This window comes from Streptomyces sp. M92 (assembly GCF_028473745.1).
Lineage (GTDB): Bacteria > Actinomycetota > Actinomycetes > Streptomycetales > Streptomycetaceae > Streptomyces.
Genome location: NZ_CP101137.1, coordinates 1,563,886 through 1,585,853, shown reverse-complemented (window position 1 = coordinate 1,585,853; position 21,968 = coordinate 1,563,886). Strand labels below are relative to the sequence as shown.

The window sequence follows — 21,968 nt, the reverse complement described above, 5'->3', positions numbered from 1 at the left end:
ACGGCGCGCTGGGCCGCGCCACTTGGGCTGGGCCGTCAGGCTGACGGGCCTGGGGTGCGGGGCGGGTGCTTTCCGGGGAGCCGGGCGTGGGGATGGGCGTCGGGGGTGGGTCGCGCGGCCCGGCGCTGCGGGGTGCGGCGCTGCGGGGTGCGGCTGTGCCCGCCCGTGCCGCCCTGGGGGTACCGCCCGGCCGTTCAGGCACTGGGGGAGACACGACTGCCCGCAACTGGGGCAGCTGGGCGGGATGGCGCGGTGCCTGCCTGGCGGCTGCGCGTTCCGTGGGCGGCAGCCGCGCACGTTGGCGCGGTGCCCGCCTGGCGGCTGCGCGCGCCGCGTGGGCGGTTGGCCGCGTGCGGCGGGAAGGGGACGTGTCGGGGTGTCCGCCCGCAGCGGTTGGCGCGTCCGCGCCGTTCAGCCCCGTGGCCGACCGATTCCGCGCCGTTCCGAGGACGACACCCCCCGGCGCGGCCCCGACGCCCCGCCACCGAACCAGCCGGGCTACGCGCACCCCCACCGAACAGCCACAGGCCGCCGTAGGCACCCCACCCGCTACTTGCCGGAGGCCTTCGCCTTCGCCGCAGCCTTCGCCTCCTGCTTGTACGCCCGCACCTTCGTCAGCGACTCCGGCCCGGTGATGTCGGCCACCGACCGGAAGGAATCCGGCTCGCCGTAAGCCCCGGCCGCCTCCCGCCACCCCTCCGGCCGTACGCCGAGCTGCTTGCCCAGCAGGGCCAGGAAGATCTGGGCCTTCTGCTTGCCGAAGCCCGGCAGGTCCTGGAGCCGCTTCAGCAGCTCCTTCCCGCTGCCCACACCCCGCCACACCGCCTCGGCATCACCGTCGTACGTCTCGACGAGGTACCGGCACAGCTGCTGCACCCGGCCCGCCATCGACCCGGGGTACCGGTGCACCGCCGGCTTCTCGGAGAGCAGCGCCGCGAAGGCCTCCGGGTCGTACGCCGCGATGTCGTGCGCGTCCAGATCCTCCGCGCCCATCCGCCGCGCGATGGTCGACGGCCCCTTGAACGCCCACTCCATGGGCACTTGCTGGTCGAGCAGCATGCCCACCAGCGCGGCGAGCGGACTGCGGCCGAGCAGCTCGTCGGCCTCGGGGTCCTGGGCGAGGTGCAGTGTGACGTCCATACCCCCGATGATCGCAAGCCACGGCTCAGGTCGCGCGCCAGTACCCCAGCGCGTTCACCCGCTGCTTGGCCACCCCCAGCTCCTTGCGGACGTACGCCCCCAGCGCCCGCGTCGTCGCCGTGTCGCAGGCGATCCAGACGTACGGCTCGGGAGCGGTCCGCAGCAGCTCCGGCAGCTCCTCCTTCACCCGGGCCACCAGTTGCGCGCCCGCGTCCCGGCGCGGCACCGTACGGACCTCGTGCAGCTCCGGATCGGTACGGAACGGCAGGCCGTCCTCCGCGCCGCCGCCCTCGAACCAGATGGTCGCGGGCACCGCCCCCACCGCGTCGAGCAGCGAGTTCAGCGCGGGCAGCGACGCCGGGTCCGCGACCGCGAAGACCCGGGAGGGAAGGGGCTGCGGCACCTCGAACCCCGTCCCCTGGACCGTCGCCTCGATCGTGTCCCCCGCCTTCGCCGCCCGCGCCCAGTCGCTCGCGCACCCCTCGTGCAGGGCGAACTCCATGCTGAACGTGCCGGCCTCCGGATCGGGGTCGACCAGCGTGTACGCCCGCTGGTGGGGCCTGCCCGCGTTCTCGAACCACAGCCGCACCCACATCGTCGGGTGCACCCCGGTCGCCGCCAGCATGCCGCCGTCGGTCAGCCGCAGCCGCCGGAAGTCCGGCGTCACGTCCTCAGCGTCCGTCACGGTGAACTCGAAGTCCTTGCCCCGCATCAGCTTGAGGACCGCGCCCTCCCAACCCCGCCCCTGCCCCATCGTTTCTTCACCCTTCACGTACTATTCGGCCACGACCAAAGACTTAGGTGAGCCTAACCTAAAGGAAAGTAGAGGCACAGGGGTGAGCGCCGAGACATATCGCGACGCCTGGGGAATCCCCCATCTCCGCGCGCAGGACGCGGACGAACTCGCCCGCGCCCAGGGCCGGGTCACCGCCCGGGACCGCGCTTGGCAACTGGAGGTCGAGCGGCACCGCGCCCAGGGCACCTCCGCGTCCTTCCTCGGCCCCGAGGCCCTGTCCTGGGACCGCCTGGCCCGCCGCGCCCGCCTCGCGGACACCGCCCGCCGCTGCTTCACCGCCCTGGAGGAGAACGACCCGGAGACGGCCACCTGGGTGCGGGCGTACGCCGACGGCGTGAACGAGGGGCTCGCCGCCTGCGACGCCCCCGAGTTCGCCCGGGTGGACCTCACCCCGGGCCACTGGGAACCCTGGACCCCGCTCGTCGTCTGGCTCGCCACGCACATCCTCTTCGCCGGCTTCCCCGCCAAGCTCTGGCGCGAGCACGTCACCGCCCACCTCGGTCCGGACGCCGTGGCCCTCTTCGCCACCGACGGCCCCGGCACCGCCGGCAGCAACGGCTGGCTGGTCTCCGGCGACCGCACCGTCACCGGACACGCGATCGTCGCCGGCGACCCGCACCGCTTCATCGAGGACCCCGGTGTCTACCAGCAGATCCACCTGTCCTGCCCGGAGTTCGACGTCGTCGGCCTCGCCGTGCCCGGCGTCCCCGGCATCGCCCACTTCGGCCACACCGGCACGGTCGCCTGGGCCATCACCAACGCCATGGCCGACTACCAGGACCTCTACCGGGAACGGCTGCGCCGCACCGGCGCCGGCGTCGAGGCGCTCGGCCCCGACGGCACCTGGCACCGCGCCGCCCGGCACACGGAGACCATCCACGTCGCGGGTGAGGACTCCGTGGAGGTCGAGATCATCGAGACCGACCGCGGCCCGGTGATCGCCGGCGGTCCCGAGGGCCTCGACGACGGCACCCCGGCCGCCCTCAGCCTGCGCCACCCGCCCCGCGTCACCGCCGACCTCGGTTTCGGCGCCCTGTTGCCGCTGCTGCGGGCCCGCCGGGTCGGCGACGTGGACCGCGCGCTGGACGCGTGGGCGGAGCCGGTCAACGTCGTGCAGGCGGCGGACACCGAGGGCGGGCTGCTGCACCGGGTGGCGGGTCGCGTACCGGTGCGCCCGGCCGCGAACGGCCTGCGTCCGGTGCCCGCCTGGGAGCCCGGTCACGAGTGGACCGGCTGGCACACCCCGCCCCGCGCCGGCCTCACCGACGGGGTCGCCGTGATGGCCAACCAGCGCGGTCCGGCCACCCCGCTCGGCGTGGAGTTCGCCCCGCCGCACCGGGCCGACCGCATCGCCGCCCTGCTCGCGGGCAGGGAACGCTGGTCGGCGGCCGACATGCCCGCGATCCACACGGACACCCACCTCGCCTCGGCCGGCCCCCTCCTGGACCACATCGCCGCACTCGACGGCCCGCCCGGCGAGGCGACCGTCGTGTCCGGTGAGGCGACTGCTGTGTCCGCCGGGGTGACCGTCGTGTCCGGTGAGGCGACCGTCCTGCCCGCCGAAACGCCCGCTGTGTCCGGTGAGGCGACCGCCGTGTCCGCCGGGGCGACCGTCGTGTCCGGCGGGGGCCCCACCCTTCCCGGCGAGGCCCCCGCCCTTCCCGGCGAGGCCCCCACCTCGCCCACCGGCGCCCGCGCCCCCGCCCTGTCCCCCGAGGCCACCGCCCTGCGCGACCGCCTCCTCGCCTGGGACCGCCACATGGACGCGGACAGCGCCGGCGCGGCGGCGTACGCGGCCGTCCGCGCGGCCGTCGTACGGCGGCTCGCCGCGCACCCGGCGCTGGCCCCGGCCGCCGTCCCGCCCGCCTACCCCGAGGTGCTCCAGCCCTGGCTCGCCCTCGTCCCGCGCGTCGCCTACGCCCTCGAACACCTCCTGCGCGCGGACGACCTCTACGGCATCGACCGCGCCGAGGCCGTCCGCGCCGCGCTGGAGGAGGTGGCCGCCCGGCCCCCCGCCGGCACCTGGGGCGACACCCACCGCCTCGCCCCCTGGCGGGCCCTGCCGGACACCTCGGGCCGCCCGGAGCCCGCCCTGTCCGGCGACCACGACTGCGTGCTCTGCACCTCCGCCGTCCCCGGCCTCACCGACCGCGCCGCACGCGGCCCCGCCGCCCGCTACGTCTGGGACCTGGCCGACCGGCAGCACAGCCGTTGGGTGGTGCCCCTCGGCGCCTCGGGCGTCCCCGGCTCACCCCACCACCGTGATCAGCAGCCCCTGTGGCTCGACGGCGAACTCGCCCCGGTGATCACCGACTTCGACCGGCTCACGAAGGAAACCGATGACTGACCCCGACCCGCACCAGGCCGCTGCCACGCCGCCGTACGCCTCCCGCACCCCCGTCCACGAGCAGGAGCTCGGCGGCTTCGGCACCGTCCGCGTCCTCCCTCTCGACCCCGTCGCGGACGCCGACGCGATCCACCGCTGGGTGAGCGAGGAGCGCGCGGCCTTCTGGGGCATGACCGGCCTCACGCGTGATCAGGTCGCCGAGGTCTACGCCCACATGGACACGCTCGACTCCCATCACGCCTTCCTGGTCGTGAAGGACGGCGAGCCGGTCGCGCTGCTCCAGACCTACGACCCCGAGGCCGACCGGGTGAGCGAGTGCTACGAGCCCGAACCCGGTGATATCGGCGTCCACCTGCTGCTCGCGCCCGCGGGACCGGAGGGCGCGCGTCCCGGCTGGACGGCCGCGCTGGCGTCGGCCCTGATGGCGTACGTCCTCATCGGCCTGGACCGCAAGCGCATCGTGGTCGACCCGGACATCGGCAACGAGAAGGCGATCGCCCGCTTCCTCAAGCAGGGCTTCACCGCCGGACCGGCCGTCGTGCTGCCCGAGGTCGACCTGCCGGACGTGTACCTGCCGGAGAAGAAGGCGCAACTGGCCTTCCTCCGCCGGGAGGTAGCCTTCCCCGCGTGACGCGCACGCCGACCGCCGACGACCTGATCGCGCACTACGGGCTGGAACCCATCCCCCGAGAGGGCGGCCTGTTCCGCCGCACCTGGGCCGGTCCCGGGCGCCCCGACGGACGCCCCGCCGGGACCGCCATCGTGGCGCTGCTGACCGCCCGCCCGGACGACTTCTCGGCACTGCACCGCCTGCCCTCCGACGAGGTGTGGCACTTCTACCTCGGCGATCCCCTGGAGCTGCTGCTCCTCGGCCCGGACGGCGGCACGCGCACCGCCGTGCTGGGGCCGGACGTCCTGGGCGGGCAGCACGTGCAGTTCACCGTCCCCGCCGGGACCTGGATGGGCGGCCGGGTCAGGACCGGCGGCGCGTGGTCGCTCTTCGGCTGCACGATGGCGCCCGGCTTCACCTACGGGGACTACGAGCACGGCGACGCGGCCGAACTCACGGCGCGCTACCCGGACCGGGCGGCGCGGATCGTGGAACTGTGCCGTCCATGACTCTCCTCGACGGACAGGTCGCCCTGGTGACCGGCGCGGGCGGCGGCATCGGCCGGGGCATCGCGCTGCGGTTCGCCGAGGAGGGCGCGGCGGTCGCGGTGCACTGCCGTACGGCGGTGACGGCGGCTCGGGACGTGGCCGCACGGATCCGGGACCACGGCGGCCGGGCGACCGTGCTGCGCGCCGACCTCACCGACGAGGACGCCTGCCGCGCCCTGGCCGAGGACGCCGCCGACTGGGGCGGCGGACGGCTGACCGCGCTGGTCAACAACGCCGGCGTCCAGCCGCTGCGGGAACTGCCCGGCATGACGGCCGCCGAGTGGCGGGAGGTCGTGGACGCCAACCTCACCGGCGTCTTCGCGTGCACGCAGGCCGCCGCCGGGATCATGCGGGGCCAGGACGGCGGCGGCACCGTCACCCACATCGCGTCCATCGAGGCGGGCGCCCCGGCCCCCGCCCACGCGCACTACAGCGCCTCCAAGGCGGCGGTCGTGATGCACGCCCGTTCGGCGGCCCTGGAGTACGGTCCGTGGGGAGTGCGGGTCAACTCCGTCTCGCCCGGCCTCATCGACCGGGACGGGCTCGCCGAGGCCTGGCCGGACGGCGTACGGCGGTGGCGGCGGGCGGCGCCCACGGGGCGGCTGGGCCGGCCGGAGGACGTGGGCGACGCGTGCGTCTTCCTGGCCTCGCGGCTGGCCTCCTGGATCACCGGCCACGACCTCGTGGTGGACGGCGGGGTGACCGCCCGCCCGTCGTGGTGAGACACCCTCCGGACCCCGCCCCGAACCGTCCGGACATCCGCTGAGCGGCGCGGCCCCCGCATCCGTACGTATCCCCGAGGCAGTGGGTCCCGACGACGGAGATGCGACGTGAGGCGTGGTGGCGGTGCGCGTGCCGTGAACCGGCGGGCGCGGGGACCGCGGAGGCGGCGCTGGCCGGTGCTCCTGGGGACCGTGTTCGCCCTGCTGGTCCTCGGCGTCGGCGGTGCCGGACCGGTGTCCGCCCACGCCGCCCTCCGCTCCACCGACCCCGGGGACGGCAGCGTCCTCCGGTCGGCCCCGCGCCACGTCACCCTGACCTTCACCGAGTCCGTCGGCCTGCGCGACGACTCCTTCCGCGTCCTGGACCCCGGGGGCCATCGGGTGCGCACGGGGGAGGCCGGTCGTGCCGGGGGCCGTTCCGACACGGCCCGCGTCACGCTGTCGGGCGAGCTCGGCGAGGGCACGTACACCGTGGCCTGGCGGGTGGTGTCGGCCGACAGCCACCCCGTCTCCGGCGCCTTCACCTTCTCCGTCGGCAAGCCCTCCGCGGCGACGGCGGCGGTGGACCCCGGCCCCACCGAGGACCCCGCGACCGCGGTCCTCCACCACATCGCCCGCTACCTCGCCTACCTGGCCGCCGCCCTGCTCATCGGCGCGGCCGCCTTCGTCGCCCTGTGCCGCCCGCCGGACCCCGCCCCGCTGCGCCGCCTCCTGGTGGCCTCCTGGTGGACCCTGCTGGCGTCCACCGTCGCGCTGCTGCTGCTCAGGGCGCCGTACGAGGCGGGGACGGGACCGTCGGCGGTCCTCGACGTCTCGGCCCTCGGCGACACCGTGTCGACCCGGCCGGGCGCGCTGCTGCTGGCGAGGCTGGCGCTGCTGGTGCCGACGGCGTTCCTCCTCACCCGCGCCGCCCGGCGCCCCGTACCGACCCCTGCCCCCTCCACCGCGGCGGGCGCCGCGCTCGCCGTCGGCCTCGCCCTGACCTGGTCCGCCGCCGAGCACGCCTCCGCCGGCATCCAGGTGCCGGTCGCGATGACGTCGTCCGTGCTGCATCTGCTCGCCACCGCCGTCTGGCTCGGCGGCCTCGTCGCCCTGCTCCTCACCCTGCGCGGCACGACGGACGCCGCCACCGTCGCCCGCTTCTCCCGAGTCGCCTTCGCCTCCGTGACCGTCCTGGTCGTCACCGGCGTCTACCAGTCCTGGCGCGGCCTCGGGTCCTGGCAGGCGCTCACCGAGACGACGTACGGCAGGCTGCTGCTGGCCAAACTGGCGGCGGTCGCCGTGCTGCTGGCCGCGGCGGCGGTCTCGCGACGGTGGACGGCGGCACTGGCGGACTCCGCAACAGCCGTACGGGAACGGAAGCGCGCCCCCGAGAGGGTGCCGGAACGGGTGGGCGGGCCGCCCGGGGGCGGGGAGCCCACCCCGGAGCCGCCCGAACCGGCGCCACCGGCCGGGACCGCCGTGGACGCCCACCGCCGGGGACTGCGGAGGTCGGTCCTGGCCGAGGCCACCGTCGCGGCCGTCGTCCTCGGAGTGACGACCGTGCTCACCGGCACCGTCCCGGGCCGGGCGGCGGCCGAGGCGGCGCGGTCCGCCCCGGCGGGCGGGGTGCTGCCCGCGTCCGTCACCACGATCCCCTTCGAGATCGGCGACTCCGGCAGCGGCACCGTCCAGATCACCCTGGACCCCGGCCGCACCGGCGACAACGCGGTCCAGGCCGTCGTCTTCGGACCCGACGGCAGCCTGGCCGCCGTACCCGAACTGCGCCTCTCCTTCACCCTGCCCGACCGGGACGTGGGCCCGATCGACGCGGAACTCGTCGACCGGGGCGGCTACTGGAGCGCCAACTCCCTCACCCTCCCGCTCCCCGGCACCTGGACGATGAGGACGACGGTCCGGGTGTCGGAGATCGACCAGGTGAGCGAGTCGAGGCGGATCCGCATCGAGAGGTAGGCGACGTCCGGCAAGCCGATGAGTCTCCGTCAGTTCGAGTACGCCCTGGCCGTGGCCGAGCAGGGTTCGGTGACGGCGGCGGCGGCGCTGCTGCGTGTCGCCCAGCCGTCGGTGTCCCAGCAGATCCGGGGCCTGGAGCGGAAGCTGGGCGTGGAACTGTTCGCCCGCACGCCGACCGGACTACTGGTGCCCACCGCGGTCGGCTGCGCCTCCCTGCGCGACGCGGAGGCCGCGGTGAGCGCGGCCCGGCGGGCGCGGGCTACGGCGCGGGCCGGTGTCGAGGAGCTGGTGGGCGAGCTGGTGGTCTCCGCCCAGCTGGGATTGGGCACGCGGCAGCTGCCGGGCGCGCTGGGCGCACTGCGCCGCCGTTCCTATGCAGGACTGAGACCAGAACTGAGACCAGGGTGCTGCTGGGTCATACCTTCACGACAACGATGGTGTCCGGGAGGAGCTTCTCCAAGTCGTCTACGTCCGAGGTGAAGACTGTGACCTGCCCCTTCTGTTGGCGTGCGATGACAGCGAGCACGGCATCGATCGCGTACTTGTGTCCGTGCAGCTTGGCGCCGGCCAGGAGACGCCGGGCCTGGCGGGCCTCGTCTTTTCCGATATCGGCGACCTTGATCCGGGAGAGCACCCAGTCCCAGCGTTGCTCGGTGGTCCTGCCGTCGTACGCCTCGACCAGCGTCATGGGAGACGTCACCACGTCGGCCTCACCCCCGGCCGCGAGGTCCAGCCAGGCGATCATCCTGCGGTCGCCGCGCACGGCCAGGGACAGGGCTTCGCAGTCGAGTACGAAGACGCGCAGTGGCCGCTGCCTGTGCTCACCGGCGCGTTTCTTCACGCGGCCTCTCCGGCATCGTGTCCTCCGGCGGCGTGACGGCGCTCGTGCTCGGCGTCGAGATCGTCCAGTTCCGCGAGGGCTGCCGCGCGCTCGTCCTCGGTAACCGGCCCGTGTTCCGCCTGCAGCCAGTCGACCAGCTCCAGCAGCCGGTCCCGATCGCGCTTGAATCGCAGTGCTTCGGCTACATATGCCGAAAGTCCCCGCTCAGCCGCGTCAGCGCGGATCTCGTCGAGGAGATCTTCGGGGATCGTCACCGTGACTTTTTTCGTTGCCATACTAGGGACCATACTCTTGGTGTACGTATCCATACCAGGCTTGTGGACCAGCCAGGCCAGGATGCGAGTGGATGATCCCGGAGCCTTCCCGGATGCCGATCGCTGGGACACACCGTTTCACTCGGTCACCCCGAGCCGTTCACTCCCGCCAGCGCATACATCGGCTGGTGTGGATAGTCACGCTTCGACGCGGTGAGCCTCCTGCCGTTGGCGGAACCACAAGAGGAGGGGCCGTGTCCCTGCTGCCTTCGGCAGACGTCTTCAGATCGTTCGAGCTAAAGGTCTCGCAGTTGTTCGGTGGGCAGTTGGTGTGTCCACATGCGCCCGGGGAGAGGTGTTCGGTGGGTGAACACCTCACGCTCTCGGAGGCGAAGGATGCTGCGGCGCGAGATGCCACCGACGTTGCTCTTCGGGACGCGTTGTGGCGATGTGTAGGCCGCAATGCCCGTAGTGGTGCCGAGCCTGGCTCAGCGTAGTCAGTTGCTCGCCCTGTATTTCGTCATCCCTACCTACGGAAGTCGGCCGGGAGAGTGTCGAGGAGGCTCTGCGTCGACGTCGCCGAGGTGAGATCGGCCATGGTGTTCGGTGCGCTGTACGGTCTGGCGCTGGCCCTTGAAGGCGACGATGTCCGTGACGAGGTTGTTCGATCCGCCAACGCGGCCGGCTGGGCGGTGGATCGCGCTGATCCGGCCGAGCGCACGATGGATCCGCACAGCCTTGTCGACCGAACGAGCCGATGCGACGAGGGCTACTCGCCCATCCGCAACGAGTCGGACATCCAGGCGGTCGACGAGGCGGACCCCTTGTTGTGGGAGCGCATCAGCAGTGAACGCATGGGCGCTACCTTGCACCGCCTCGGGCTATTGGGCGAGTTCCTCGCCTTGGGTTCAGAGCAGGAGCCCGAGGGTGAGTCCGGCGAACCCGACGGACCGCAGAGGGAAGCCGAATGAGCCCAGGTGCAAGGCGACTGTCGCAGTGGCTGGCCGAGCCAATGCCCCTGCGCAAGGTGGCAGATCTCCTCGGGGTCGACCCGCAGATCTCCTCGGGGTCGACCCGTCGAAGGCATCCGGGCTGGTGAGGGCGAACCGCTTTCCATGTCGTGTCACGAAGCTGAAGGGCAGATACGTGGCCCTTCCCGCCGATGTGATGGTGGCTCTGGGGATCGACGATTTGATCGTGCGGACGGGCGACCTGCTGGCCGGTGCTGAGTTCGCGAGGCGATGGGACTGAGGAACGGTCGCCGGAGGCTGAGTGCAACGTCAGAGGGTCGGGCCGCGCAAACGGCTCGACCTTCTGGGGTGCCGAGCGACATGGAAGGCGCTGGTACGGCGGACTTGGATCCAGCGTGCAAGTCGGCGGACGAGCGCTTGGACCTAGCGAGGGGTTGCCCCCCCAACGTGCTGTCAGCTGTCCGCGCGGTCGTACGGCGGCGTTCATAGGGGTTCGCGGTGCAGGTCACACGGGGGGCGCGTGCGGCGGTGAACGGTGGCGGCCGCCGGTGCGCTGGACAAAGACCAGGACAACGACGAAGGGCCCCCTGTTTCCAGGGGGCCCTTCGACATCGTGCCCGGTGAGGCACTGGCGGAGGATACGAGATTCGAACTCGTGAGGGGTTGCCCCCAACACGCTTTCCAAGCGTGCGCCCTAGGCCTCTAGGCGAATCCTCCGCAGAGAACATTACATGACGCTGGAGAGTGCTCGCGAACTCGTTCCCGGGGCCCCGGATCGGGTAACGTGTGCCCCAGCCCCTCACGCGGCGCTATCTGACTGAACTCCCCCAGGGCCGGAAGGCAGCAAGGGTAGGTTGGCTCTGGCGGGTGCGTGGGGGGCGCCTGCGTTCCCGGGGCGGACCGGTTGTCGGTGGTCGCCTATAACCTCGTATGCGTGTCGTCTCTCGCGCTCTACCGCCGTTACCGCCCGGAGTCCTTCGCCGAGGTCATCGGTCAGGGGCATGTCACCGACCCGTTGCAGCAGGCGCTGCGGAACAACCGGGTCAATCACGCGTACCTGTTCAGCGGGCCGCGCGGCTGCGGCAAGACGACCAGCGCCCGCATCCTGGCGCGCTGTCTGAACTGCGAGCAGGGCCCCACGCCGACCCCGTGCGGCGAGTGTCAGTCCTGCCGCGACCTCGCCAGGAACGGCCCGGGCTCCATCGACGTCATCGAGATCGACGCCGCCTCCCACGGAGGCGTGGACGACGCGCGTGACCTGCGGGAGAAGGCGTTCTTCGGGCCCGCCTCCAGCCGGTACAAGATCTACATCATCGACGAGGCCCACATGGTCTCGCCGCAGGGCTTCAACGCCCTGCTGAAGGTCGTCGAGGAGCCCCCGGAGCACCTCAAGTTCATCTTCGCCACCACCGAGCCCGAGAAGGTCATCGGCACCATCCGGTCGCGGACCCACCACTACCCCTTCCGTCTCGTGCCGCCCGGCACCCTGCGCGACTACCTCGGCGAGGTCTGCGGCAGGGAGGAGATCCCGGTCGAGGACGGTGTGCTGCCCCTGGTGGTGCGGGCCGGCGCGGGGTCGGTCCGGGACTCCATGTCCGTCATGGACCAGCTGCTCGCGGGTGCCGGTGCCGACGGTGTGACGTACGACATGACGACCGCCCTGCTCGGCTACACGGACGGCTCGCTGCTCGACTCCGTCGTCGAGGCGTTCGTCACAGGGGACGGCTCGGCCGCCTTCGAGGTCGTCGACCGGGTGATCGAGAGCGGCAACGACCCGCGGCGCTTCGTCACCGACCTGCTGGAGCGCCTGCGTGACCTGGTGATCCTCGCCGCCGTGCCCGACGCCGCGGAGAAGGGGCTCATCGACGCCCCCGCCGACGTCCTGGAGCGGATGCAGGCCCAGGCGGGTTCCTTCGGCGCCGCCGAGTTGAGCCGCGCCGCCGACATCGTCAACGAGGGGCTCACCGAGATGCGGGGCGCCCACTCGCCCCGTCTCCAGCTGGAGCTGATCTGCGCGCGCGTGCTGCTGCCCGCCGCGTACGGCGACGAGCGTTCGGTGATGGCGCGGCTGGACCGCATCGAGCGTGGCGTGCAGTTCTCGGCGGGTGCGGGCGCGCCCGCCATGGGGTACGTACCCGGGCCCGAGGCGCACGGAGGCGCCGCGGCACCCACTGCTTCCGCTCCTTCCGCTCCCGTCGCTCCGGTTCCGCCGGGCGGCGGGCCCGCCGCCGCGCGGGCGGCGGTGCGTGGGGCCGGGGGCGGGCCGGCCCCAGAGCCGACCGCCGGTGGCGGCGGTGCCGGCCACTCCCTCGGGGGCGGCGGCTCGCCGCAGACCGCTCCCACTCCTGCTCCCGCTCCTGCTCCCGCTCCTGCCCCTGCCTCCCCTCCCGCGCCGGCTCCCGAGCCCGACGCCGCTCCGCCCGCCTCGTCGCCCGCGCCCGGTGCGTGGCCGACCGCGACGCCCGCGGGTGGCGGACGGCGGCCCGGAGGGTGGCCCACCGCGGCACCCGCGGGCGGCGGACAGCCCCGTACCTCGGACGCACCCGGCCCCGCCGCGCCTCCGGCCGCTGCTCCGGCACCCGCGCCGGCCGCCGCCGCACCCGCCGCCCCGCCCCCGGGCTCCGGCGTGGACCCCCGCCAGCTCTGGCCCAACATCCTGGAGGCGGTGAAGAACCGTCGCCGGTTCACCTGGATCCTGCTCAGCCAGAACGCCCAGGTGACCGGTTTCGACGGCACCACCCTCCAGGTCGGCTTCGTCAACGCGGGGGCCCGCGACAACTTCCTGAGCAGCGGCAGCGAGGACGTACTGCGGCAGGCTCTGGCCGAGCAGTTCAACGTGCAGTGGAAGATCGAGGCGGTCGTCGATCCGTCGGGCGGCTCGGCACCGGCGGCCCCGTCCGGACCCGCCGGTGGACACGGCGGTCCCGGCGGTGGATACGGCGGTCCCGGCGGTGGCACCGGCGGCTTCGGGAACACCGGCGGCGGAGGTGGTGGCGGCTTCGGTGGCGGTGCGTCCGCGCCGCGCCCGTCGGAGCCCTCGCCCGCCGCCCGGCCTCCGGGCCCCGCGCCGTCCGCCCAGGCCCCCTCGTCCACCCCGCCCGCCGCACCCGCTCCCGCGCCCAGACCCCCGGCGCCCGAGCCGCGACCGATCTCCCCCGAGGACGACATTCCCGAGGACGACGACCCCGACCTGGACGAGTCGGCCCTCTCCGGCAAGGAACTGCTGGTACGGGAGCTGGGGGCGACCGTGGTCGAGGAGATCGCGAACGAGTAGGGGCGGAGTGGCGCTGGAGGAAGGTACAACCCTCCGCGTCCCGCCCCTTCGGAAGCCCGCACAAAGCACATCGGCCCGTTCCCATTAGGCTGACCCCCGTGAAGGTCCTTGTCATCGGCGGCGGCGCCCGCGAACACGCCCTGTGCCGTTCCCTGTCCCTCGACCCCGACGTCACCGCGCTGCACTGCGCACCCGGCAACGCCGGTATCGCCGAGGTCGCCGAACTGCACCAGGTCGACGCCCTCGACGGTGCGGCCGTCACCGCGCTCGCCACCCGGCTCGGTGCCGAACTGGTTGTCGTCGGGCCCGAGGCGCCCCTCGTCGCCGGGGTCGCCGACGCCGTGCGCGAGGCGGGCATCCCGGTCTTCGGCCCCTCCGGACAGGCCGCGCGGCTCGAGGGCTCCAAGGCCTTCGCCAAGGACGTCATGGCCGCCGCCGGCGTGCCCACGGCCCGCTCGTACGTCTGCACGAACGCCGACGAGGTCGACGCGGCCCTGGACGCCTTCGGCGCCCCCTACGTGGTGAAGGACGACGGGCTCGCCGCCGGCAAGGGCGTCGTCGTCACCGACGACGTCGAGGCCGCCCGCGCGCACGCGCAGGCCTGCGACCGCGTCGTCATCGAGGAGTACCTGGACGGCCCCGAGGTCTCCCTCTTCGCCATCACCGACGGCGAGAACGTCCGCCCGCTCCAGCCCGCCCAGGACTTCAAGCGCGCCCTCGACGGCGACGAGGGCCCCAACACCGGCGGCATGGGCGCGTACTCGCCGCTGCCGTGGGCCGACCCCAAGCTGGTCGACGAGGTCGTCGAGAGCGTCCTCCAGCCGACCGTCGACGAGATGCGCCGACGCGGCACCCCGTTCTCCGGGCTGCTGTACGCCGGTCTGGCGATCACCTCGCGCGGCGTCCGCGTGATCGAGTTCAACGCCCGCTTCGGCGACCCCGAGACCCAGGTCGTGCTGGCCCGGCTGCGGACCCCGCTCGCCGGTCTGCTGATGGCCGCCGCCACCGGCAACCTCGCCGACCTGGAGCCGCTGCGCTGGAGCGACGACGCGGCCGTCACCGTTGTCGTCGCCTCCCACAACTACCCCGGCACCCCGCGCACCGGTGACCCCATCACCGGCCTCGACGAGGTCGCCGCCCAGGACGCCCCGCACGCCTACGTCCTGCACGCCGGCACCCGGCGCGAGGGCGACGCGGTCGTCAGCGCCGGCGGCCGCGTCCTGTCCGTCACCGCCACCGGGACCGACCTCACCGAGGCCCGCGACCGCGCGTACCGGGCCGTCGCCCGCATCGGCCTCGACGGCTCCCAGCACCGCACGGACATCGCGGCGAAGGCGGCGGGCGCGTAACCCGCACCGCGAACCGCGAACCGCGAACCGCGAACCGCGAACCGCGAACCCGACAGGCCCCGGCTCCGTCTCAGGAGCCGGGGCCTGACCCTTGCCGTCTGTCACCCACCTTTCCCCAAAGCCATTCCATCGAGTGACCGATGGGCTATACGGCTGACGGGTGCACGACCCCCAACTAGGGTGCCGCGCAAGCGTCCGGCACTTGGCCCACCGGCATTGCGATGTCAGTGGCGGGTGCCACAGTGGGGTGAGTGAGCAAGAGCGGGAGAGCAGCAGGACAGCCCTGGACGGACAGGACAGCGAGGAGGGGGTGAGGTCCGGTCGTGACCGGTATCGGTGGTGGAGTGGAGCTGGGAGCGCAGGCCGCGCGTTCCCGGGCGTTGGCCGTGCTGCGCATCCGCGGCCGGGCGCTCGCCGTCGCCCTGTTGCCCGCTGCCGCCGCCGTGATCCTGCTGGCGGGCGGCTGGACCGGGCACCTGGTGGGCGGGGGCTGGGACGCCGTCCGCTGGGCCGTGTCCGTGCTCGCGCTCCTCGTCCTGGCGGCCGCCGCCGCGGTCGCCCTGGTCGTCACTCGCTCCCGGCCCGCCGTCACGCCGACGGTCGCGGTCGCCGAGGAGTCGGCCCCCGACCTCTACCGGATGGTCCGCGACCTGGCCGACCGGCTCGACGTCCCCGCCCCCTCCGCGATAGCCCTCACCCCGGACTGCGACAGCTGGCTGGAGGACCGCAACCACCCGGCCCACGGTCCGCCGTCCGCCCAGGAGCACGACGACGTGCCCGGACCGGGCGGACCCGCCCGGCGCCGGAGTGCCTCCGCGCCCGTCCTCGTCATCGGCTCGCCCTTCCTGTGGTGGATGCGGGTGGGAGAGCTGCGCGCCGTCCTCGCCCCGGTCGTCGCCGGCACGGGGCCCTCCGCCCACCCCGACATAGCCGCGGCCCGCCGTTTCATACGGGGCCTGGACGCGGCGGTGGCGGCGGCGTCGGACGTCGGGCGGGGGCCGCTGTCCCGTGCGGTCGGCGCGGGCCTCGGCTGGGTGTCCCGGCTCCTGCTGCGCAGCTGCCGGGTGCACGTGGCCGAGATGGAGCGCGGGGTCGCCGCGGCCGCCGCGGAGCGTGCACAGGCTGTGGACTACGGTCTGCGGATCGTCGCGCAGGAGCAGGTCGGGCTCGCCTACGCGGGCTGGGACCGGCTGCTGACCCGGGTCGCGCTGCCCGCCTGGCGGATGGGCCGCTGGCCCTCCCGGCTGGACGTGGGCGTCGTCGCCGCGCTCACGGAGCTGTCCCGCCGGGACCGGCTGGCCGAGGGCTTCGCCTCCCGCCTCGGCGAGCGTCCCGCCTGCGATCTGCTGGAGGAGCCCGGGGCGGTGGACGAGGCGGTCTCGCTCCTGGCCGCGCGCCTCTTCCACGGTGGACCCGCCGAGACCGGCCCGGACTGGGCGCCGGTCGGGTGGGAGGAGTATTCCGAGGAGGTCGTCGACCGGACCTGGCGCACGGACGCCGCCCGCCTGCACCGCGTCCTCGACACCCTGGGTGTCCGCCGCGCCGCTGAGGGAGCCGCAGCACCGGGCACGGACGGCCCGACCCTGTCCCGCGTCCTGGACCACCTCACGACCACGTCCCCGGACGGCCCCGCCCGTACGGGAGACCCGGCGACCGAGTCCGGCACCGACATCGACACCGGCGACACCGGCATCACCCTCACCCCCGACGACGATGACGACCTCGCCGGCACCACCTCCCGCGGTGCCGCCCTCGCCGCCGGGCTCAGTGCCGAGCTGGCCCGCGAGGAGGCACGGGCACAGCCCTCCGGAGCCCAGGTACCGACCGCTTCCTCCGGGGCGGACGCCGGACCGGTGGCCCCGGACACCGCTCTCTGGGACGACCGCGCACTCCCCCTCCTCCCCTTGCAGCCCCCGCGAACCGGACGCGAGATCCTCACCGCCCACATCACCGCGATGGTGTGCTGTTCGGCGATGGACACCGCCGGCGCGGCCCCCGGCCTCGACTGGCTCGACGGACCGTCCCTCCTGGTCGACGGCGCCCGGGCCACCGACCTGGCCCCCCACGTCCGCAGCCTCGTGGAGACCGGCGACCCGGACCCGCTGCGCACCTGGCTGGCCGAACTCGGCGTGCGCCCCGAGAAGCCGGTACGCCTCGTCTGACCCGGACCCGGACCCGGACCCGGACCCGGGACCGGGCCCGGACCCGGACCCGGCCCGGACCCCACCTGACCTGGACCGGACCCTGCCCCGGATCCCAGACATCGCCCTCGCGCACCGGCGACACCTCGTCACCGCCCCGCCCCGCCCTCGTCTGACCCGGACCGGACCCGGACCGGACCCGGACCCCGACCCGGACCGGGCCCGGACCCCACCCTGACCCGGCCGGACCTCGCCCCGAACCCCAGACATCGCCCTCGCGCACCGGCGACACCTCGTCGCCGCCCCGCCCCGTCCCGTCCCATTCAAAGCGGACCTCTGAATTCCACTTTCGGCCACTTCGCGACGAACAGTGACAGCGCGCGCGCGAAATGTGATGTGCTGGGACCGATCGCGCACATGGCAAAGGCGTTCGTCATACGCACGACCACGGGGGCACGAGGGAGGGGGCTGTCCCATGGGGCCCGAGCAGATCCGCCGCTGGGAGTCCGGCGCACTCGCGCACGCCGTCACGGACCCCTTCGGACAGGGGCCCGTCCCCTGGCTGCGCGGCGGCGAGACGTACTTCGGCGACACCGGCCAGGTCGTCGCCTGGTACGCGGACCCGGACGCCGCACCGGACACGGACGGCACACCGGGCCCGCCCGGCACCAGGTACCGCGAGTGGCGCACCGACGGCGGCGGCCCGCGCGCCGCCGACGACGTCCGCCGCCAGATCAAGGGCTTCACCGCCACCGGAGCCGCCGCCCCCGGCGAGGCCATCGACTTCCACATCACGGTCGACCCGCCGCAGGAGTTCAGCGTCGACGTCTACCGCATCGGCCACTACGGCGGTGACGGCGCCGCCAAGATCACCACCAGCCCCCGGCTGTCCGGCATCGTCCAGCCCTCGCCGCTCACCGCCGACCGCACGGTCTCCTGCCACCACTGGTGGCTGTCCTGGCGGCTGCAGATCCCGTCGTACTGGAACATCGGCGCGTACGTCGCCGTCCTGACCACCGCCGACGGCCACCGTTCCCACGTGCCGTTCACGGTCCGCGACAGCCACCCCGCCGACCTGCTGCTCCTCCTGCCGGACGTCACCTGGCAGGCGTACAACCTCTACCCGGAGGACGGCCGCACCGGCGCCAGCCTGTACCACGCCTGGGACGAGGAGGGCCGCCTGCTGGGCGAGGCGGACGCCGCGACGACCGTCTCCTTCGACCGTCCGTACGCGGGCGCCGGGCTCCCCCTGCACGTCGGCCACGCCTACGATTTCATCCGCTTCGCCGAGCGCTACGGCTACGACCTCGCCTACGCCGACGCCCGCGACCTGCACTCCGGCCGCATCGACCCCTCCCGCTACCGGGGCCTGGTCTTCCCCGGGCACGACGAGTACTGGTCCGTCCCGATGCGCCGGACCACGGAACTCGCCCGCGAGCACGGCACCTCCCTGGTCTTCCTCTCCGCCAACACCATGTACTGGCAGGTGGAGCTCGGCCCGTCCCCGTCCGGCGCCCCCGACCGCCTGCTGACCTGCCGCAAGCGCAAGGGGCCGGGCAAGCCGGTGCTGTGGCGGGAGATCGACCGGCCCGAGCAGCAGCTCCTCGGCATCCAGTACGCCGGCCGCGTCCCCGAGCCCCACCCGATGATCGTCCGCAACGCCGGGCACTGGCTGTGGGAGGCGACCGGCGCCCACGAGGGCGACGAGATCGAGGACCTGGTCGCCGGCGAGGCCGACCGCTACTTCCCGCGCGCCCCGCTCCCCGAGCACGACGAGCGGGTCCTGCTGGCGCACAGCCCCTACACCGACGCGGACGGCGCCCGCCGCCACCAGGAGACATCGCTGTACCGGGCGCCGTCGGGCGCCTGGGTCTTCGCGTCCGGGACGTTCGCCTGGTCCCCGGCCCTGGACCGCCCGGGCCACGTCGACCCGCGCGTCCAGCGGGCCACCGCCAACCTCCTGGACCGCATCTGCAAACGGGACTGACCGACCCCGGCCCCCACCGCCCCGCCGTCCCCCTTCCCCGCGACGTACGGGACAATCAGAGCATTGGACAGAACCACGGGGAGGAACCGTGTCCGGATTCGTCGAAAAGCCCGAGCCGCTCCAGGTTCCGGGTCTGGTGCATCTGCACACCGGCAAGGTGCGCGAGCTGTACCAGAACGAGGCGGGCGACCTCGTGATGGTCGCCAGCGACCGCATCTCCGCCTACGACTGGGTGCTGCCGACCGAGATCCCCGACAAGGGCCGGGTCCTCACCCAGCTCTCCCTGTGGTGGTTCGAGCAACTCGCCGACCTGGTCCCGAACCACGTCCTGAGCACCGAGCTGCCCCCGGGCGCCCCCGCCGACTGGGAGGGCCGCGCCCTGGTCTGCAAGTCGCTGCGGATGGTCCCCGTGGAGTGCGTGGCCCGCGGCTACCTCACCGGCTCCGGGCTGGCCGAGTACGACGAGACCCGTACCGTCTGCGGCCTCGCGCTGCCCGAGGGCCTCGTCGACGGCTCGGAGCTGCCCGCCCCGATCTTCACCCCGGCCACCAAGGCGGAGGTCGGCGAGCACGACGAGAACGTCTCCTACGAGCAGGTCGCCCATCAGGTCGGCGCGGACACCGCGGCCCGCCTGCGCCAGGCCACCCTCGCCGTCTACTCCCGCGCCCGGGACGTCGCCCGCGAACGCGGCATCGTGCTGGCCGACACCAAGTTCGAGTTCGGCCTCGACGGCGACGACCTGATCCTCGCCGACGAGGTGCTCACCCCGGACTCCTCCCGCTTCTGGCCGGCCGACCAGTGGCGGCCGGGCCGCGCGCAGCCGTCGTACGACAAGCAGTTCGTCCGGGACTGGCTGACCTCGGCGGAGTCCGGCTGGGACCGGAAGAGCGAGCGGCCCCCGCCGCCGCTGCCCCGGCAGGTCGTGGACGCCACCCGCGCCAAGTACGTGGAGGCCTACGAGCGCCTGACCGGCCTCAGCTGGTCGTAGAACGGACCGCAGACACGAAGAAGCCCCCGGCCGGACCGGGGGCTTCCTCACATGGAGCGAACGACGAGGTTCGAACTCGCGACCTCAACCTTGGCAAGGTTGCGCTCTACCAACTGAGCTACGTTCGCACTCCGCGCCGTGGGTTTCCCCGTGGCGCGACAGCCACTATACCCAACCCCGCTCCCTCGCGAGCCGCACCGCCGCGTGCCGGTTCTCCGCGCCGAGCTTGCTCGCGGCCGACGACAGGTAGTTCCGCACGGTGCCCTCGGCGAGCGCGGCCCGCTCGGCGATCTCCGCGACGGGCGCCCCGTCGGCGGCGTGCTCCAGCACCTCGGCCTCCCGCGCGGTCAGCGGCGAGTCCCCGGCGGAGATCGCGTCGGCCGCCAACTCGGGGTCGACGTAACGGTTTCCGGCGTGCACGGTGCGGATCAGCTCGGCGAGCCGCTGGGCGCTGACCGTCTTGGGCACGAAGCCGCGCACCCCCGCCGCGAGCGCCCGTTTCAGATGGCCGGGCCGCCCGTGGCTGGTCACGATCAGCACCCGGCAGGCGGGCAGCTCGGCCCGCAGCGATGTGGCGACCTTCACACCGTCCGCGCCGGGCATCTGGAGATCCAGTACGGCGACGTCCGGTTCGTGGGCCCGCGCCATCGCCAGCGCCTCCGGCCCGGTGGCCGCCTCGGCGACCACGGTGAGGTCCTCCTCCAGGGAGAGCAGGGCGGCCAGCGCCCCGCGGATGAGGTGCTCGTCGTCGGCGAGCAGCACGCGTACGGGCATCGTCACGACGCGGCCTCCAGCACGCCCGCCCCGGCGGACGCGGGCAGCGGGACCTCGGCCCTCAGCCGGAACACGCCCTTGCCCGCGCTCCCGGCCTCCAGCGTGCCGTCCACGGCGGCCAGCCGCTCCCGCAGTCCCGCGAGCCCGGAGCCGCCCGGCCGCGCGGCACCGCCGTCGTCGGTCACCTCCGCCACGCCGTCGTTCTCCACCGTCAGCACCGCACGTCCCTCCGAAACTCGTACCGCGACGGCACACTTCTGCGCGTTCCCGTGCCGCAGCACGTTGGTCGTCGCCTCCCGCACCACCCAGCCGAGCGCCGACTGGACCTCGGGGGGCAGCCCGGCCGTCTCGCCGGTGACCACCGCGTCGATGCCGGCCGCCGAGAGCACGCCCCGGGCACCGGCGAGCTCGACCTCCAGGGCGGCCTCCCGGTAGCCGCGCACGACGTCCCGGACCTCCCGCTGCGACTCCTGGGCGATGCGCTGCACCTCGATCATCTGCTCCACCGCCTCGGACCGGCCGCGCCGGGACAGCTGGACGGCCAGTTCGCTCTTGAGGGCGATCACCGCCAGGTTCCGTCCCATCACGTCGTGCAGGTCGCGGCCGAACCGCAGCCGCTCCTCGGCGACGGCGAGCCGGGCGCGGGTCTCCCGCGCCTCGTCGAGCTGGTATACCGCGTTGAGCAGCCACACGGAGAACACGCAGGTGAAGGAGATGAAGCCGCCGCCCACGAGCACCACGCCCGCGGTGAACAGAGCGGCGGGGACCGGAGCGCCCAGCACGAGCGACAGGGCTCCGGTTCCGGTCGCGACACCGAGCACGAGCGCGGCGGTGTGCCGGTGGCTGCGCACCCCGAGGGCGAGGACACCGGATCCGATGGTCACGACACACCCGAAGACGCCACCCGCCGCCGCGGCGGCGGCGTCGTTGTCCGGCCCGCGCTTGGCGAAGGTCAGTGCGGCGGCTGCGATCACCATGGTGAGGACGGCGAGGACCCACAGCGGTCGCACGGGCTTCTTCCGCAGGCCGAGCTCCCAGTCCAGGGTCCGGGACGCGACCACCATGAGGACGACGGCGTGTGCGGTGACCGCCAGGAAGAGCACGGCCGCGAGCCGCGCGTCGACCTGACTGAACGCGGACACCCCTGCGGCGGCGATCTCCGCGAGCCCGAAGAAGTGGAACGACCACCGGGTGTACGTCTCCACCTTCGCCGGCGTGCTCTTCCGCCCCCACCAGCGCCTCGGCCTGCGCATGCCCTCGCTCATCCCGTTCG

General features: G+C 73.8%; 17 protein-coding genes, 2 tRNA genes, 1 other RNA gene and 1 pseudogene. 13 read left to right on the top strand and 8 right to left on the bottom strand.

Annotated elements, in window-relative coordinates:
- Positions 1-549 precede the first annotated feature (549 nt).
- Both M6G08_RS07130 and M6G08_RS07125 read right to left on the bottom strand, forming a co-directional pair.
- Positions 550-1,140 (bottom strand): HhH-GPD-type base excision DNA repair protein, encoded by a 591-nt coding sequence (locus M6G08_RS07130; RefSeq protein ID WP_272586333.1) that lies wholly within the window; start codon positions 1,138-1,140, stop codon positions 550-552.
- A gap of 25 nt (positions 1,141-1,165) precedes the next feature.
- Positions 1,166-1,894 carry a siderophore-interacting protein gene (locus M6G08_RS07125; protein ID WP_272586332.1) on the bottom strand — a complete coding sequence of 243 codons (729 nt, stop codon included), beginning with the start codon at positions 1,892-1,894 and terminating at the stop codon, positions 1,166-1,168.
- Between the two features lie 82 nt (positions 1,895-1,976).
- Between M6G08_RS07125 and M6G08_RS07120 the strand changes: the two genes are divergently transcribed.
- The 6 genes and pseudogenes from M6G08_RS07120 to M6G08_RS07095 form a co-directional block, all read left to right on the top strand.
- Positions 1,977-4,283 (top strand): penicillin acylase family protein, encoded by a 2,307-nt coding sequence (locus M6G08_RS07120; protein ID WP_272586331.1) that lies wholly within the window; start codon positions 1,977-1,979, stop codon positions 4,281-4,283.
- Positions 4,276-4,914, top strand: a complete 639-nt coding sequence (locus M6G08_RS07115; RefSeq protein WP_272586330.1) for a GNAT family N-acetyltransferase — start codon at positions 4,276-4,278, stop codon at positions 4,912-4,914. The genes M6G08_RS07120 and M6G08_RS07115 overlap by 8 nt, the downstream gene beginning before the upstream one ends.
- Positions 4,911-5,402, top strand: coding sequence for a cupin domain-containing protein (locus M6G08_RS07110; RefSeq protein WP_272586329.1), 492 nt, complete (start codon positions 4,911-4,913; stop codon positions 5,400-5,402). The genes M6G08_RS07115 and M6G08_RS07110 overlap by 4 nt, the downstream gene beginning before the upstream one ends.
- Positions 5,399-6,163 (top strand): SDR family NAD(P)-dependent oxidoreductase, encoded by a 765-nt coding sequence (locus M6G08_RS07105; protein ID WP_272586328.1) that lies wholly within the window; start codon positions 5,399-5,401, stop codon positions 6,161-6,163. The genes M6G08_RS07110 and M6G08_RS07105 overlap by 4 nt, the downstream gene beginning before the upstream one ends.
- A gap of 177 nt (positions 6,164-6,340) precedes the next feature.
- Complete coding sequence (locus tag M6G08_RS07100) at positions 6,341-8,116, top strand: copper resistance CopC/CopD family protein (RefSeq protein WP_272586327.1); 1,776 nt, start codon at positions 6,341-6,343, stop codon at positions 8,114-8,116.
- Positions 8,117-8,134: 18 nt separating this feature from the next.
- A pseudogene (locus M6G08_RS07095) lies at positions 8,135-8,485 on the top strand (LysR family transcriptional regulator); the annotation flags it as partial.
- A 46-nt stretch (positions 8,486-8,531) separates the two neighbouring features.
- Here M6G08_RS07095 and M6G08_RS07090 read toward each other — a convergent pair.
- A complete protein-coding gene (locus tag M6G08_RS07090) occupies positions 8,532-8,957 on the bottom strand; it encodes a PIN domain-containing protein (RefSeq protein ID WP_272586326.1) in 426 nt (141 codons plus the stop codon).
- Positions 8,954-9,232: a ribbon-helix-helix domain-containing protein gene (locus M6G08_RS07085; RefSeq protein WP_217248682.1), complete on the bottom strand. Its 279-nt coding sequence runs from the start codon at positions 9,230-9,232 to the stop codon at positions 8,954-8,956. The genes M6G08_RS07090 and M6G08_RS07085 overlap by 4 nt, the downstream gene beginning before the upstream one ends.
- A gap of 575 nt (positions 9,233-9,807) precedes the next feature.
- Here M6G08_RS07085 and M6G08_RS07080 point away from each other — a divergent pair.
- Positions 9,808-10,182, top strand: a complete 375-nt coding sequence (locus M6G08_RS07080) for a hypothetical protein (protein ID WP_272586325.1) — start codon at positions 9,808-9,810, stop codon at positions 10,180-10,182.
- A gap of 629 nt (positions 10,183-10,811) precedes the next feature.
- Here M6G08_RS07080 and M6G08_RS07075 read toward each other — a convergent pair.
- Positions 10,812-10,899, bottom strand: a tRNA-Ser gene (locus M6G08_RS07075).
- Between the two features lie 74 nt (positions 10,900-10,973).
- Here M6G08_RS07075 and ffs point away from each other — a divergent pair.
- The 6 genes from ffs to M6G08_RS07045 all read left to right on the top strand — a co-directional run bounded on the left by ffs (position 10,974) and on the right by M6G08_RS07045 (position 19,921).
- Positions 10,974-11,068, top strand: an RNA gene (gene ffs / locus M6G08_RS07070) — signal recognition particle sRNA small type.
- A gap of 48 nt (positions 11,069-11,116) precedes the next feature.
- A complete protein-coding gene (locus M6G08_RS07065) occupies positions 11,117-13,456 on the top strand; it encodes a DNA polymerase III subunit gamma and tau (RefSeq protein WP_272586324.1) in 2,340 nt (779 codons plus the stop codon).
- Positions 13,457-13,554: 98 nt separating this feature from the next.
- On the top strand, positions 13,555-14,805 hold the full coding sequence (gene purD, locus M6G08_RS07060) for a phosphoribosylamine--glycine ligase (RefSeq protein ID WP_272586323.1): 1,251 nt from the start codon (positions 13,555-13,557) through the stop codon (positions 14,803-14,805).
- A gap of 323 nt (positions 14,806-15,128) precedes the next feature.
- Positions 15,129-16,967, top strand: a complete 1,839-nt coding sequence (locus M6G08_RS07055) for a M48 family metalloprotease (protein WP_272586322.1) — start codon at positions 15,129-15,131, stop codon at positions 16,965-16,967.
- Positions 16,968-17,421: 454 nt separating this feature from the next.
- A complete protein-coding gene (locus M6G08_RS07050) occupies positions 17,422-18,933 on the top strand; it encodes a N,N-dimethylformamidase beta subunit family domain-containing protein (RefSeq protein ID WP_272586321.1) in 1,512 nt (503 codons plus the stop codon).
- 88 nt (positions 18,934-19,021) lie between these two features.
- Entirely contained in the window at positions 19,022-19,921 is a 900-nt protein-coding gene (locus tag M6G08_RS07045; RefSeq protein WP_272586320.1) for a phosphoribosylaminoimidazolesuccinocarboxamide synthase, read from the top strand.
- A gap of 52 nt (positions 19,922-19,973) precedes the next feature.
- Here M6G08_RS07045 and M6G08_RS07040 read toward each other — a convergent pair.
- From M6G08_RS07040 to M6G08_RS07030, 3 genes are all read right to left on the bottom strand, one after another.
- Positions 19,974-20,049, bottom strand: a tRNA-Gly gene (locus M6G08_RS07040).
- Positions 20,050-20,086: 37 nt separating this feature from the next.
- Positions 20,087-20,695, bottom strand: coding sequence for a response regulator transcription factor (locus tag M6G08_RS07035; RefSeq protein ID WP_217248849.1), 609 nt, complete (start codon positions 20,693-20,695; stop codon positions 20,087-20,089).
- Positions 20,696-20,697: 2 nt separating this feature from the next.
- Positions 20,698-21,948: a sensor histidine kinase gene (locus M6G08_RS07030; RefSeq protein ID WP_272586319.1), complete on the bottom strand. Its 1,251-nt coding sequence runs from the start codon at positions 21,946-21,948 to the stop codon at positions 20,698-20,700.
- Positions 21,949-21,968 lie beyond the last annotated feature (20 nt).